Source organism: Kitasatospora xanthocidica (assembly GCF_014656195.1).
GTDB classification, from domain to species: Bacteria; Actinomycetota; Actinomycetes; order Streptomycetales; family Streptomycetaceae; genus Kitasatospora; species Kitasatospora xanthocidica.
In genome coordinates this window covers 127,464-141,567 of record NZ_BNBY01000021.1, presented here as the reverse complement: position 1 = coordinate 141,567, position 14,104 = coordinate 127,464, and the positions used below count along the sequence as shown (strand labels likewise).

The following is a 14,104-nucleotide window of genomic DNA, read 5'->3' as shown; positions in this document are numbered from 1 at the left end:
TCGCCAAGTACGCCCCGGTACCGGCCGAGCCGGTGCCGGCCCCCGCGCCGAAGCTCCCCGCGGCCAGGGTGACGCTCACCGACACCGCACCACTGTTCACCGTCCTGTCGGCCCTCGGCAGCGCAGAGACGTCCGAACACCCGCTCACCATGGAGCAGTTGGGTCAGGGCTTCGGCTACGTCCTCTACGAGGCGACCCTGCCGACCGCAGGCCCCGCGCTGCTGGAACTGGACGGCGTCCGCGACCGCGCCCAGGTCTTCGTCGACGGACAGCCCATCGGCGTGCTCGAACGGGAGAACCACGAACGGGCCATCGCGTTCACCGCCCCCGCTGCCCGAAGCGTGCTGCGCGTCCTGGTGGAGAACCAGGGCCGCGTGAACTACGGCCGAGGAATGCACGACCGCAAGGGCCTGCTCGGCCCCGTCCTGCTCAACGGCACCGAACTGACGGGCTGGACCAACCGCCCGCTGCCCCTGACCGACCTCGGCGGCCTCGCCTTCGCACCCACCGAGGGGCCCGCCGTCGGGCCGGTCTTCCACAGGGGCACCTTCGACGTCGAGGAACCGGCCGACACCTTGGTCCACCTGCCCGACTGGACCAAGGGCAACGTCTGGATCAACGGCTTCCACCTCGGCCGCCACTGGTCCCGCGGCCCCCAGCGCTCCCTGTACGTACCCGGCCCCGTCCTGCGCCCGGGGCCGAACGAGATCACCGTGCTCGAACTGCACACCACGAGCCTCGACCGCACGGTGGAACTGCGCGAGCAGCCCGACCTCGGCCCCACCCAGGAATGACCGACCACCCGTGAACAGCCGGGGCGGCCCTCAAGACCGCGGCCATTCCCGAGGCCGCGTGGACGCCGATCCGGGACGCGGAAGCGTTCGTGGATCCCGATACCGGCGAGCTGGTCTTCGACGCGAAGGTCACCGAGGCCGGGTACACGGCGTTCGCGGGCCGGACGGCCGCGCCGACGGGCAGTTCGCCGGGCTGTGCCACTGTGCGGCCGCCTACGCGGAGCCGGGCGTCCGGCGCTCCAGGACCACCACCGTGATCTGACGCTCCCCCGCCGGCCCCGCCGCCCGATGGGCAGCGCGGCCGACTTGTTCGCACGTCAGCTATGAGTACTACTCATTTGCCAGTGAGATTGCCTGTCAATGACACCGAGAGATAAGGGGCATCCAGGGATTTACCAGACATTATCCCACCCTTTATGGTCTCACCGCACCGTGCTGTCGTAATGAACCCTGCATAAACCCTTGACTGGGCTCGTGATAGGTCGGCTAATTTCACCCACAGAAGTCGCCGAGCCGCTATGAGCGTCTGCTCGACCGTCCGAGCCACCAGGATGGATCAGGATGAAACCCCTCAGCTCCGTCGTCCGCAAGGCGCCAGTGGCGCTTGCGACGGCCGTCTCCGTAACGCTACTGACCTCCCTCGCCGCACCGCCCCCGGCCTCGGCCTCGGCCCAGGCGACGTACTACGTCGCCCCCGGCGGTGACGACGCCAACCCCGGTACCGTCACGGCGCCGTTCAGGACCCTCCAGCACGCGCGGGACGTCGTGCGCACGGTCGACGGCAACATGACCGGGGACATCAACGTCCTTCTCCGGGGCGGTACTTACCCGATGAGCAGCACCGTCGACTTCACCTCGGCCGACTCCGGCACGAACGGTCACCGTGTCGTGTACGCCGCCTTCCCGGGCGAGAAGCCGGTCCTGGACGGAGGCGTTCAGGTGTCGGGGTGGACCCAGCACAGCGGGAACATCTGGAAGGCCACCCTCGACCGGGACGACAAGCTCCGCGCGCTCTACGTCAACGACAAGCGCGCCCAGATGGCGTCGAAGACGATCAACACGACCGGTTGCTACGGGACTTACACGGTCACGGCAGGCCAGGCTCCCTGGGCCTGGGAGTCGGGTTCGCAGTGCGACGGGGCCAAGTACGGCCTCTCCGACCTGCCGGCCGTCGCGTCCAACCAGGACGACATCGAGATCGAGTCGGCGACGACCTGGACCACGGCCATCGTGGGTGTCCGCCAGATCACCACGAGCCCGGACGGTGCCAACCGCGTGGCCCTGTTCCAGCAGCCGGGTGCGGCCATCGCCCAGGCACCGCCGTACGGCCCGTTCAAAGCCAGCGGCAGTCACACGTTCATGAACGCGTACGAGTTCCTGGACCAGCCGGGCGAGTTCTACTTCGACAAGAGCACCCACACGCTGTACTACTACAAGTCCGGCTCCGAGGACATGGCCACGGCGAAGGTCTTCGCGCCGAACAACCTGTCCACCCTCCTCAAGATCGCCGGCACGTCGACCACCGACCACGCGCGGAACATCACGTTCTCCGGGCTCACGGTCGAGCACTCCGACTGGAACCTGGTCAATGTCGCGGGCTCCGTCTTCCGGCAGGGAACACAGGGCAACGCGAGCTCGACCGTGTACGCGAGGAAGAACTTCCACGCCTACACCTACCGCAACGTCGACCTGCCGCCCGCGGCCGTCCAGATCGAGAACGCCGACGGGATCGTCCTGCAGGGCAACACGGTGCAGCACACCGGTGCCGACGGGATCACCCTGGCCAACGACGTGACGGACTCACAGTTGACCGGCAACGTCACGAATGACACAGCCGGCTCCGCGATCACCGTGGGGCACCCCCAGCACGTGTACATCGGGGACTACACCTCGGCCGACCACGAGAAGTACCCGGTGAACGTCGAGGGGCTCTGCAAGAACATCTCGATCACGGACAACTACCTCTACGACAGCGCGGTGTTGTTCCAGGGCTCCAGCCCCGTGTCGGCGTACTTCGTCGAGTCCCTGTCCGTGCAGCACAACCGGATCGAGAAGTCCCCGTGGGCGGGCATCACCCTCGGCTGGGGCTGGTGGAACTTCGACGGTTCGACGAACTCCGTCAATCCCGGGAACCCGACCACCACGGCGAAGAACAACACCGTCAAGTACAACCAGATCCTCGACACGATGCAGGTGCTCGGCGACTCCGCTCCCATCTACACGCTGGGCAGCCAGCCGGGAACGGAGATCAGCGGCAACTACATCAAGGGTGTCCCTGCCGGCCACAAGTACGGCCTGCACCCCGATGAGGGCTCCGCCTTCATCAACGAGCACGACAACGTGTTCGACGTCGACCCGGGTCTGGCGTACACCGTCAACTCCGGCACCTGGGGCCGGCAACACGACCTGACCATCACCAACAACTACGGCACCGTCAACAAGATCGCCGGCAGGAACGTCCCGAACAGCACGATCCAGGACGTGCGGGGGTACGGGGACAACGTGTGGCCGTCGCAGGCGTACGGCATCGCCCTGAACGCGGGTCTGGAGGACGCCTACAAGAACCTCGTCCCCCGGAGCAGAGCGGCGGCTCTCCAGGACTACACCCTGCCCGCGAGCACGTTCGCCGGCACGGGCGTGATGAGTGTTCCGGTGCGCAGCCCCGGGGACGCGGCCAAGACGCTCTGGCTGGCTCCCGCCGGTACGACGACGTTCGCCGCCGGTCCCACCATGACCAGCGCGAGCGGCGCCTCGACGCGGATCAGCGTTCCGCAGGCGGCGGGCGACTACCGCCTCTACGTCGTGGACGCCCAGGGGAACGCGTCCGCCGCGTCGAACACCCTCGTGCGACAGCGCTGGAACCACGTCGACGACAAGGCCGCGGGCGTGACCTACTCCGGGACCTGGTCGAACTGGAACGACACGAAGGACATGAACGGGTCCGAGAAGTTCACGAGCACCGCGGGCGACTACGCCGAGTTCTCGTTCACCGGCTCGGGCGTGCGGTACCTCGGCATGACGCAGCCGAACATGGGCAAGGTGGACGTCTACATCGACGGCACCTTGGCCCGGGCCGGCATCGACGCGTACGCCCCGACCGTGACGAAGCAGGTGCCGCTGTTCGAGAAGACGGACCTGGCCGCGGGCCCGCACACGATCAGGGTGGTGTGCACAGGGACGAAGAACACCGCCGCCTCCTCCGCCGTCTGCGCGGTGGACGCGTTCGCCCCCATCTCGTTCCCCGCGACGAACGCCAACCACAAGATGGTCAACAAGAGCGGCTCCAAGGCGGTCGACGTCTCGGGCGGATCGTTGTCCGCCGGAGCCGACGTCATCCAGTGGACCGACTCCGGAGCCGGGAACCAGAACTGGCGCTTCGTCCCGGTGGGTGACGGCAGTTACAAGGTCACCAACCGGAACAGTGCCCTGGTCATGGACGTCAGCGGTGCTTCCACCGCGGACGGCGCGTCCGTCGTCCAGTCGGCCGACACCAACGCCGCGGACCAGCACTGGACACCGGTCGCCACCGGAAACGGCTACTACAAGATCAAGAACGTGAACAGCGGCAAGGTGCTCGACGTGTCCTCGGGAGGCACTCAGCTCGTCCAGGCGACGGACACCAACGCCGACAGCCAGTTGTGGAAGGTGGTCGACGTGGACTGACCTGCTCCGCGAAGGACGCAGCCCCGGTCCGGCGGGCTGCCTCCCCCGGGCCGACCTCAGGACTCCCCGCTTCCTCGGCGAAGCCGGGAGCCCTGCGGCGCTCGCCTGCGCAACACCCCACCGCAGACCACACAGCGGAGGTCGCACAGTTCACACCCGACAGGCCGGACACCGGCAAGGAAACGACTCGATTCGTAAGAACTCGGATGGGCCTGCCTCGATCCACCGCCCTCACCGCGCAGGAGGGTGTGCGGGCGAAGACCGACCTGGAGCGCCCGCTTGAGCGCCGCCCGGGGCTCGGTGCCGTGGGCGTGACCAGTGGACAAGTGTGAACCCGCGCACCGGGGCGCGAGCTCACGCCCGCTTCGCCGGCGGTGCTCACTGACCGACCGTCAGGAGAACGGTCACGGCGCCGTTGGCGATGAGCAGGGCCAAGCAGATCAAGATTGGGTAACAGCGAGTACTTCCTCTTGTCGACCAAATTGTTAACGCTAACAATCTCACCGGAGCGAAACAGCGGCGTCACTTCCGGTTCACACGAGCGACCTGGAAAGGGCGTTGCCCGACCGCTCACGATCCGGGCTGCGCACTCCTGCCGTCACCACGCCGACACGTGTCGCTCTCGGAAGGGACGGTCGGCCGGCGGCCTTGTTCCCGCTGTGTGGTGCGGGGCCGACCGTGTCCCGCCCCGCCGAGACCGAGCCCGCCCACCACCCCAGTTCCTCCCTTCGCCCTGGTGCACGCACAGAACGATCAGGAGATGTCCATGTCCGCGCTTCGCGCCCGGCTGTCGGTGATGCTGCTCGCCGTCTGCCTCCTCTTCACAGGCCAAGCCCTGTCCGCAGCCCAGCGGGCGGCCGCCGCCGATCCCGGCTACCTGATGGTCCACTTCACCGGCGATTCCGCGACCGGTCAGATGCTGTACCTCGCGCACAGCACGGACGGCCTGCACTGGAACGACCTCAACGGCGGGGCACCGGTCCTGGACTCCACGATCGGCACGAAGGGAGTGCGCGACCCCGCACTGGTGCGGTCTCCCGACGGCAGCCGGTACTGGATCATCGCGACCGACCTGTGCATCCGCTGCGGCTCGACCTACCAGAACGGCAGCCCCAACTTCGTGGTGTGGGAGTCGACGGACCTGGTGACGTGGTCGAACCCGTGGCTGCTCGGCGCCGCCGGACTGATCCCCGGTGGGAAGAACGCCTGGGCGCCGGAGGCGATCTGGAACCCCGAGACCAACGACTTCGTCCTGTACTGGGCGACGAACGCCACCGTGAACGGCGTCTTCAAGTACCGCATCTACTCCGCCCGCACCACGGACTTCCGCACCATCACCACCCCGCAGATCTGGATCGACCCGCCCGGCGCCACGCCGGTCGTCGACACCCAGATGACCGAGGTGCCCGCAGGTACCGGCCCCTACCGTTACCTGCGGGTCTCCGGCGACGGCCAGAACAACGTCGAGGGCAGCAACTCGATCCTGGGGACGTGGACCAACCTCGGCAACCTCTCCAGCATCGGCCTCACCGGCAACGTGGTCGAAGGCCCGGTCTGGATGAAGTTCAGGGACCGCAACGAGTGGGCCCTCTACATCGACTACAACAACCCGCAGGGCGTACGCGAGTACCGGCCGATCCTGACGACCAACCCGTTCGACGTCAGCACCTACCGACTCCAGCCCTCCACCGCCTACGACATGGGCGGCACCGCCAAGCGCCACGGTGCCATCACCACCCTGACGGCGGCCGAGGAGAGCCGGGTGCTCGCCCGCTGGCCCAACACCCCCGCCCAGCGGCTCCAGTCCTTCAACTTCCAGGACCGGTACGTCCGCCAGAGCAACTTCGACGTCCGGATCGACCCGAACGTCAGCCCGCTGGACGACTCCCGGTTCCGGCTGCGCCCGGGTCTCGCGGGCACCGGAACGGTCTCCTTCGAGTCGGTGAACTTCCCCGGCTACTTCCTGCGCCACTCCAACTACGACTTCCAGCTCGTCCGTAACGACGGCACCACCAGGTTCGCGGAGGACGCGACGTTCCGTCAGGTCGCCGGCCTCGCCGACCCGACCTGGTCCTCGTTCCAGTCGTACAACTTCCCTGACCGCTACATCCGCCACTACGCCTACGAGTTGAAGCTCGACCCGATCACCACCACGACGGGACGCGGTGACGCCACCTTCCGCGTGACGAGCTGACCCGCATCACCAGGAGTGCCGGCGCCTCCAGATCGGCGCCGGCACGGATGCGTCAACTCCAACTACCCGCGTCCGCAAGGCCCTCATGGCGGCACCAAGGCTTGGGACAACACGAGAGCGCGGCCCGGGAATCCAACCGGCTCACCGCGGCTCCCTGGAGCTGACGAGGGACCGAAACCGTGGGCGGCTCCAAGGCCGGGCCGCCCATGGTTCCGGATCCGCCCGCACCTTCCCTACACCCCGGAGGCACCGGATGAGCGCAACACCCCTCCCGTCGCGCCGGCTCTTCCTCGGCATGGCCGCGGCCGTGCCGCTGTCCACCACCGGCGTGCTGACCCTCGGCAGCCGGTCCGCGAGCGCCGCGACGACCTCCCCTTACGTCATGGCCTACTTCACCCAGTCACCGAGAAACCTCGGCACGGACTACGGCCTGCACCTCGCCGTCAGCACCGACGCGCTGCAATGGATGCCGCTGAACCAGAACAACCCCGTCGTGACCCCGACCGCGGGCGACGGCGGCCTGCGCGACCCCGTCATCCTGCCCAAGCAGGACGGCGCCTACGTCGTCATGGCGACCAACCTGAAGGGCACCGACTGGACCAGGAAGAGCCCCTACATCCACGTCTGGGACTCCGCCGACCTGCGCTCCTTCGACAACTACCGCCTCCTGAAGCTGCACGACATGGCCACCCACACCTGGGCGCCCGACGCCTTCTGGGACCCCTCCCGCGGCCAGTACGCCATCATCTACTCGGCCGTCAACAGCAGCGGCCACAACGTGATCATGGTCAACTACACCACGGACTTCCAGACCGTGACGTCGCCGCAGGTCTTCTTCGACCCCGGCTACGACATCATCGACGGCACCCTGGCCAAGGACGTGAACGGCGTCAACTACCTGTACTACAAAGGCCACAACAGCCTCACGGGTGCGAAGTCCACCTCCCTCGCTCCCGGCAGCTTCACCCAGTTCACCTCGGGCCTGGCGCCCCAGGGAGGCATCGAGGGCCCGATCCTCGCCCAGGCCGCCGGCACCTGGTACCTGTGGGGCGACGCCAACGCGCTGTTCCACACCTGGCAGACCAGCGACCTCTCCACCGGCACGTGGACCGCCACCGACCGGCGCGTCTACACCCAGCCGCTGAACTCCAAGCACGCCGACATCAAGCCGATTCCCCAGACGGTGTACGACAACATGGTCGCCACGTGGGGAAAGCCGGCCTGGAACCGGCTGAAGTCCTACAACTTCCCGGACAGATACTGGCGACAGGCCGACGGCATCGGCCGCATCGACCCGTACCCCTTCGACCCCTACACCGACTCGCAGTGGAAGCTGGTGCCAGGGCTGGCCGACCCCTCCGGCGTCTCCTTCCAGTCCGCCACGCAGCCGACCCGCTACCTGCGGCACCTCGGCTACCAGCTACGGCTGGATGCCGACGACGGCACCACGAGGTTCGCCCAGGACGCCACCTTCCACCGGACCGCCGGCCTCGCCGACCCGTCCTGGTCGTCGTTCCGCTCCCACAGCCACCCCGACCGCTACATCCGCCACTACGCCTATCAGCTGCGCATCGACCCGGTCTCCACCACCACCGGCCGAGCCGACGCCACGTTCTCGGTCTGCTACTGAGGCCACGCGCACCCGCTGCGAGTGCCCCCGGTTACTCGCCGGAGGGCGCTACGTAGAGCTCTCCGGACTACGCGGCGACCAGCTCGGCCGCGTCACCCCGCAGGTCGGCGTGGAGCCGCTTCACGTGTGCAGAGGTGAGAGCCAACCGCTTGGCGGTGATCGCGCCACGGACAGCCGCGATGTCCACTGCGGCAATAGGGGCTCAGCCGGCTCCCATGCCGCGTCCGTCAACTCGTCTCGACCAGTCACAAGATCGATCACGAGACACCTCTGCGGGGGGCGGTGAAGGGAGGAACTCGCACAGGGCATTCGGGTCGCGTGCGGTGCGCTGGACGGTGCCGTCGGGGCGGACGAGCGCCGCTGTGGTGTGGCCACGGTGGAGCCAGCGGTGCAGGGCGGTGCCGGGGGTGACGGTGACCAGGACGGCACCGCGGTCGTGGACCTCGGCTTGCAGGGAGGGGGTGGCGGCTGCGGAGGTGACCAGCGCGTAGCGGCCGGCGGCCAGGTCGTCGAAGCGTCGGCCGTCCGGTAGCTGGGCGTTGGGGCACAGATGTCCGGCGAGGCCGAGCCCGAGCCGCCTACGGTCCACCAGGACGGACCGGTGCAGGGCCGGGGTCCGGCTGTCGAGGATGCGGTTGCTCAGGCCGGGTACCCGGTACAGGTGGGGTGCGAGGATGCGGCGCAGGGCGTTGCCGGTGTCCCCGCCGGCGGTCATGGCGGTGCCGATCAGCTTCGCGAGGGTGATCATCGAACGGGTGTGGGGTTTGCGTTCGGCCTCGTAGCTGTCCAGCGCGTGTTCGGGGAGGCGGCCGTCGAGGACGGCGGCGAGTTTCCAGGTGAGGTTGGCGGCGTCGCGCAGGCCGGCGCCCATGCCCTGGCCGATGAAGGGCGGGGTGAGGTGGGCGGCGTCGCCGAGCAGGAAGACGTGCTGTTTGCGCCAGTGGTCGGCGATCTGGGCGCGGAAGGTGTACTCGGCCGTGCGGACGATCTCCAGTTCGTCTGCGGGGACGTTGTGGGTCCAGGGTCGGATGAGGGGTTGCAGGCGGGTCATGTCGCGGTAGTCGTCGGCGGTTTCGCCGGGTAGGAGCTGGAACTCCCAGCGGTAGCGGCGTGCGCCGATGCGCATGTAGGTGGCTGCACGTACCGGGTCGCAGACCTGGTGCACGCCCTCCCACTGGGCCAGGTCGGCGTCGGTGGCGACGTCGACGACCAGCCAGCGCTGTGTGAAGGCCAGGTCGTGCATGCTGGATCCGATCGTCGCGCGGGTCAGGCTGTTGGCGCCGTCGCAGCCGAGCAGGTAGCCGGCCGTCACGGTGCTGGTCTCGTCGGTGCTCCGGTCGGTGAACCGTACACGCACCGTGCCGCCGTCGGACTGCTCGATCGCGGTGACCTCCGTGTTGCCGCGCAGGGTGACGGTCGGGTGCCGTTCGAGGTTGGCGCGCAGCAGCTCCTCCAGTTGAGGCTGGTCGAACATGTTGGCCTCGGGGTGGCCGTGGCGGCCGAGGTCGGCGCCGCGCCGGAACTCGGCCAGCACCCGCAGCTCGCCGTCCAGGAGCCGCAGGCCGTGGGCGGGGCGGGAGATGGCGGCGAACTGCTCGGCGGTGCCGAGGCGGGCGAGCAGCCGGTAGATCTCGTCGTCGAGGTGGACCGCCCGCGGCAGTGGATAGACCGACGCCCAGCGGTCCAGCACGAGGGTCTCGATGCCGTACTGGCCCAGCAGGGTCGCCGCGGTCAGGCCGGTGGGACCGGCGCCGATCACGACCACCGGGACGATGTCGGGGGTCATGGCGCCACCGGTCCGGGCGTCGCCGGGGACCACGTCCATCGCAGGGCGTACTGGTCGAGGACCGCTCTGATGGCCTCGCGGTCACCGGCGCCGAGGGTGACGGAGACCAGGACGGACCCGTCCTCGACCGCCGCGTCGACTTCGTTGCCGAAGCCTTGACCGGCCAGGGCCTCTGCGACAACCAGCCGGGTGGCGTCCGCCCGCAGGGCGAGCTTGTAGGGCTTGCCGACGTCCGTCACCGGCATCGCGGCGAGGACGGTGACGGACTTCGGTGCGGCCGCGCGTTCCGGGACGCGCTCGGCGGCCCACCGGCGGAGCTCGTCCTCGCTCACCTCCGCATCCGGTGCGAGGGTCACGTACGCCACCGGGACCTCGCCCGCGTGCGGGTCGGGGCGTCCGACCGCGCCGGCACCGGTGACGTACGGGTGGGTGAGCAGCGCGTCCTCGATGACAGCCGGGTCGATGTTGTGGCCGCCGCGGATGATCAGGTCCTTGGCACGGCCGGCCAGGTGGACGAACCCGTCGGCGTCGAGTCGGGCCAGGTCGCCGGTGTCGAGCCAGCCGTCCACGAGCTTGCCCAGGCCGTCGAGGACCGGACGGCCCTGGGCGTCGCGGCCGGTGACGTAGCAGGCGAACACGGTCGGGCCGGCGATCGCCAGCAGGCCGGTCTGCCCGGCGGGCAGCTCCGCCCCCGATTCCGGGTGGACGACCTTCAGCCGCTGGTAGGGCATGCGCTGCCCGACCGCGCCGGGGCGCGGCGCGTCGGGGAAGCTGCGGGCGCTGGCACAGGTGGCCTCGGTCAAGCCGTAGCCCTCGACCAGCGTCACCTTGGTGCGGGCCTCGAACGCGGCGCGGACGGCGTCGGGCAGCGGCGACGCGCCGACCATGGCGTACCGCAGGCTGCTGATGTCCGCCGTGCCGACCGGGCACTGGGCGAGCACCTGGTAGACGGTCGGCACGGCGCTCATGGCCGCGATGCCGTAGTGCTCGACTATCGACCAGAACTCCCCGTACAGGGCGGGTTCGCGGTAGCCGAGCGGCCCTGCCCACACCACCTGCTGGCCCTTGAACAGCGGCGCCAGCAGGGTGACCACGAGGGCGTTGACGTGGAACAGGGGCAGGGCGGCGAAGATCACCGCGTCGCCGTCGAGCAGCGAGTTGGCGGCGATCATCCAGGCGTTGGCGACCTCGCTCTCGTGGGTGTGGGCGGCGAGCTTCGGGGTTCCGGTGGTGCCGCCGGTGTGGAAGAACGCGGCCAGGTCGCCCGCCGCGGGCTCGTCGCCCGAGAAGCCGGACGGGTCCTGGTCCTGGGACAACTCCGCCAGTTCGCCGACCAATACTCCGTCGAGTCGGGGCAGCGGCGCCGCTGGGGCCTGCGCGTCCGTGGGGCGCAGCACCAGGACCGCGTCCAGGGCGCCGGTCAGCTCGGGGACCTTCGCCCACGCCTGCGGGTCCAGCTCCGGTCCCGCAGTGATCAGGACCCGGGCGCCGGAACGCCGCAGCAGCTCGCCCAGGTGGGCCGGGGCGAGCGCGCCGTTGAGCGGCACGGCGATCCCGGCGAGCTGCGCGGCCAGCACGGCCGGTACGAGGTCCGCGCAGTTGAGCGCCATCAGTGCCACCGCGTCGCCGCGCCGTACCCCCAGACGGTGCAGCAGGTTGGCGTAGCGGTGCACCCGTTCCAGCAGGTCGGCGAAGGTCAGCCGCACCGGCTCGCGCCACCGGGCGGCCTCGGGCAGCACCGTGAGCGCGGTGCGGTCCGGCCACCTGCTCGCCGCGCGTACGAGCAGGTCGTACGTCGAACCGGGCAGACCGCGCGCCTGGAGCGGGACGGCCTCGATCGCGGCCAGGTCGTCGGGGGCGGCGTAGCGGGGCCACAGCAGGTCCTCGGTCACCGGGCGTACCTCACCGTCGTGCGCTGGCGGCCGAGGTCGAGCGTGCCGTCGTCGGTGGCTACGGCGGCCTCCACCAGGTCGCCGGGTCGCAGGTACTTGGGGTTCTTGGCCTGGGCCTTGAAGAACAGGCGCCACTTGGTCGCGGCCGGCAGCAGCGAGCCGAGGACCTCGACCGGCTTGGGCGGCGCGCTGAGCGCGGTGCCGACCGGGGTGCCGGTGAGCAGCAGGTCGCCGGGGTCGAGCCGCTGGAAGCCGCTGAGCGCCCGGAGGGCTTCGAGCGGCCGGTAGATCATGTCGGAGGCGGGCATGTCCTGCCGCAGCTCGCCGTTGACCCACAGGCGCAGCCGCAGCTGCGCGAAACGGTCGAGGTCGCCCTCCTCCAGCAGCACCAGCGCCGGTCCGGTGGGGGTGAAGGTGGGGTAGGACTTGGCCTCGTAGAACTGGGTCTTGGGCAGCTGCAGGTCCCGGGCGGAGACGTCGTTGGTGACCACGAGGGCTGCGACGTGGTCGGCGAGGTTCGCGGCGGAGACCTCGGTGCCGACCGGCAGCGGTGCGCCGATGACGAGGCCGATCTCCACCTCGTAGTCGAGCAGCCGGACGTGGGCGGGCTTGACGATGTCCTCGTACGGGCCGCTGATCGACCCGGACGCCTTGCGGAAGAAGGTGAGCGGGACGTTCTTCGGGTCGAGTCCCGCGTCGGCCGCGTGCGACGCGAAGTTCGTCATCTGGGCGACGACCCGGCGCCCTGGGGTGATGGGGGAGAGCACCGCGAGGTCGGCGACCGGCACGCCGGGGGTGGTGCTGTGCGCGGCGGCGGTGACGGCGTCCCGGTCGGCCAGCAGCTCGGCGGTGGTGGCGGCAGTGGTCTGCACCCGGACGGCGCGCTGCTCGCGGACGGCGTACCAGCCGTCGGTGGTGCGCAGGACGTTGACGCTCATCGGTTCATCGCTTTCATCAGGCCCAGCAGACGGCCGGGGTCGATCTCGTTGTCGGCGCGCAGGGCGCGCATCACCTCGCGGATCAGGGCGGGGGTGGGGTTGGCGCCGAGGAAGTCACGGGTGGCGGGCGGGCCCCACTGGGCCAGGCCGCTCGCGGACATCGGGGCCCAGCCGGGTTCCAGGTCGCAGGAGAACAGGTCGCCGTCGGCGAAGTGCTCGACCATCAGCCGGTCCGGGTCGCGCCAGTAGTCGAAGAGCTGGCTGCCCTGGATGTGCCGGCCGATGCCCCAGCTGCGCTTGTAGCCGCGCTCGGCGAGGTACTGACCGCCGGCGGCGATCGCGTCGAGGTCGGTGACCTGGTAGGCGGAGTGGACGTAGCCGGTGCGCGGGCCCAGGTGCATCGCGAGGGTGTGGTGGTCGACCGGGGTGCTGCCCCGGTCGCAGCGGATGAACGCCATTGTCGGCCCGCGGTCGCGCCGCCCGTCCAGGAACAGGAAGTCGCTGACGATCAGGCCAAGGGTTTCCAGGTACCAGTCCAGGGCCTGGGTGAACCTCGGTGTCTCCAGGACCACGTGGCCGAGCCGCTGGATGCGGGCGGGTTCGCGCGGCGGGCGCTGGGTGGCGTTGGTCCGGGCCCGGCTGCCACCGAAGTTGAGCAGGAGCGGGGGCTGTTCGGGCAGGGCCGGGAGCTGCTCGGTGCCGTGGACGACGCGGACCGGGAAGCCGGACGGGTCGGTCAGGTCCACGACCTGCCCGCCGCCGAACTCGGTGAGGTCGCGGACCGGACGGCCGGTGGCCCGGGCCAGGTGGTCCAGGTCCGCGCGCTCGGCGGCCCGGAACGCCGGCCCGAGGAACCGCGAGGTGCGGCCGCGGCGCAGCACCACGCACGCCGAACCGGGCAGCGTGCCGCGCAGGTACAGGGCCTGGGCGGTGCGCGCGGCGACGGCGAAGCCGAAGTCGCGGGCGAACACCTCGGCGCGGGACAGGTCGGGCTTCTCGAACTCCAGCCAGGCCAGGTCCGCCACCTTGATCACGGGCTGCCGGGCACGGCCGGGGTGCTCCCCGCGCAGCGGCCCGTGCTCGCTGTGCAGGTCTTGGTGGGCGGTGCTGGGCCCGGGTGGACGGGCGCGGTCCTTCGCCATGTGGTGGCTCCGTCAGGGTGGCTCGAACGGACACGCTTCTGATGAGAAGCTCTGAATTGATAGAA

Annotated in this window: 8 protein-coding genes; 4 read left to right on the top strand and 4 right to left on the bottom strand. The window is 69.8% G+C overall.

Going from position 1 to position 14,104, the window contains the following annotated elements:
• Positions 1-68: 68 nt before the first annotated feature.
• From IE332_RS41330 to IE332_RS29370, 4 genes are all read left to right on the top strand, one after another.
• Positions 69-794 carry a beta galactosidase jelly roll domain-containing protein gene (locus tag IE332_RS41330; RefSeq protein WP_229929011.1) on the top strand — a complete coding sequence of 242 codons (726 nt, stop codon included), beginning with the start codon at positions 69-71 and terminating at the stop codon, positions 792-794.
• Positions 795-1,355: 561 nt separating this feature from the next.
• On the top strand, positions 1,356-4,457 hold the full coding sequence (locus tag IE332_RS29380; RefSeq protein ID WP_189922204.1) for an RICIN domain-containing protein: 3,102 nt from the start codon (positions 1,356-1,358) through the stop codon (positions 4,455-4,457).
• A gap of 766 nt (positions 4,458-5,223) precedes the next feature.
• Positions 5,224-6,651: a glycoside hydrolase family 43 protein gene (locus IE332_RS29375; RefSeq protein WP_189922202.1), complete on the top strand. Its 1,428-nt coding sequence runs from the start codon at positions 5,224-5,226 to the stop codon at positions 6,649-6,651.
• A gap of 253 nt (positions 6,652-6,904) precedes the next feature.
• Entirely contained in the window at positions 6,905-8,281 is a 1,377-nt protein-coding gene (locus tag IE332_RS29370; RefSeq protein WP_189922200.1) for a glycoside hydrolase family 43 protein, read from the top strand.
• Between the two features lie 202 nt (positions 8,282-8,483).
• Here IE332_RS29370 and mhpA read toward each other — a convergent pair whose 3' ends face one another.
• Genes mhpA through IE332_RS29350 form a run of 4 tightly spaced genes read right to left on the bottom strand, consistent with a single transcriptional unit; the run spans position 8,484 to position 14,039 of the window.
• Entirely contained in the window at positions 8,484-10,067 is a 1,584-nt protein-coding gene (gene mhpA, locus IE332_RS29365; RefSeq protein ID WP_189922198.1) for a bifunctional 3-(3-hydroxy-phenyl)propionate/3-hydroxycinnamic acid hydroxylase MhpA, read from the bottom strand.
• On the bottom strand, positions 10,064-11,959 hold the full coding sequence (locus IE332_RS29360; RefSeq protein ID WP_189922196.1) for an acyl-CoA synthetase: 1,896 nt from the start codon (positions 11,957-11,959) through the stop codon (positions 10,064-10,066). Before IE332_RS29360 ends, mhpA begins: the two co-directional genes overlap by 4 nt.
• The gene (locus tag IE332_RS29355) at positions 11,956-12,897 is read right to left on the bottom strand and encodes a fumarylacetoacetate hydrolase family protein (RefSeq protein ID WP_189922194.1); all 942 of its coding nucleotides are present in this window, start codon (positions 12,895-12,897) and stop codon (positions 11,956-11,958) included. Before IE332_RS29355 ends, IE332_RS29360 begins: the two co-directional genes overlap by 4 nt.
• Positions 12,894-14,039 (bottom strand): VOC family protein, encoded by a 1,146-nt coding sequence (locus tag IE332_RS29350; RefSeq protein ID WP_189922192.1) that lies wholly within the window; start codon positions 14,037-14,039, stop codon positions 12,894-12,896. The genes IE332_RS29355 and IE332_RS29350 overlap by 4 nt, the downstream gene beginning before the upstream one ends.
• Between the last annotated feature and the right edge of the window lie 65 nt (positions 14,040-14,104).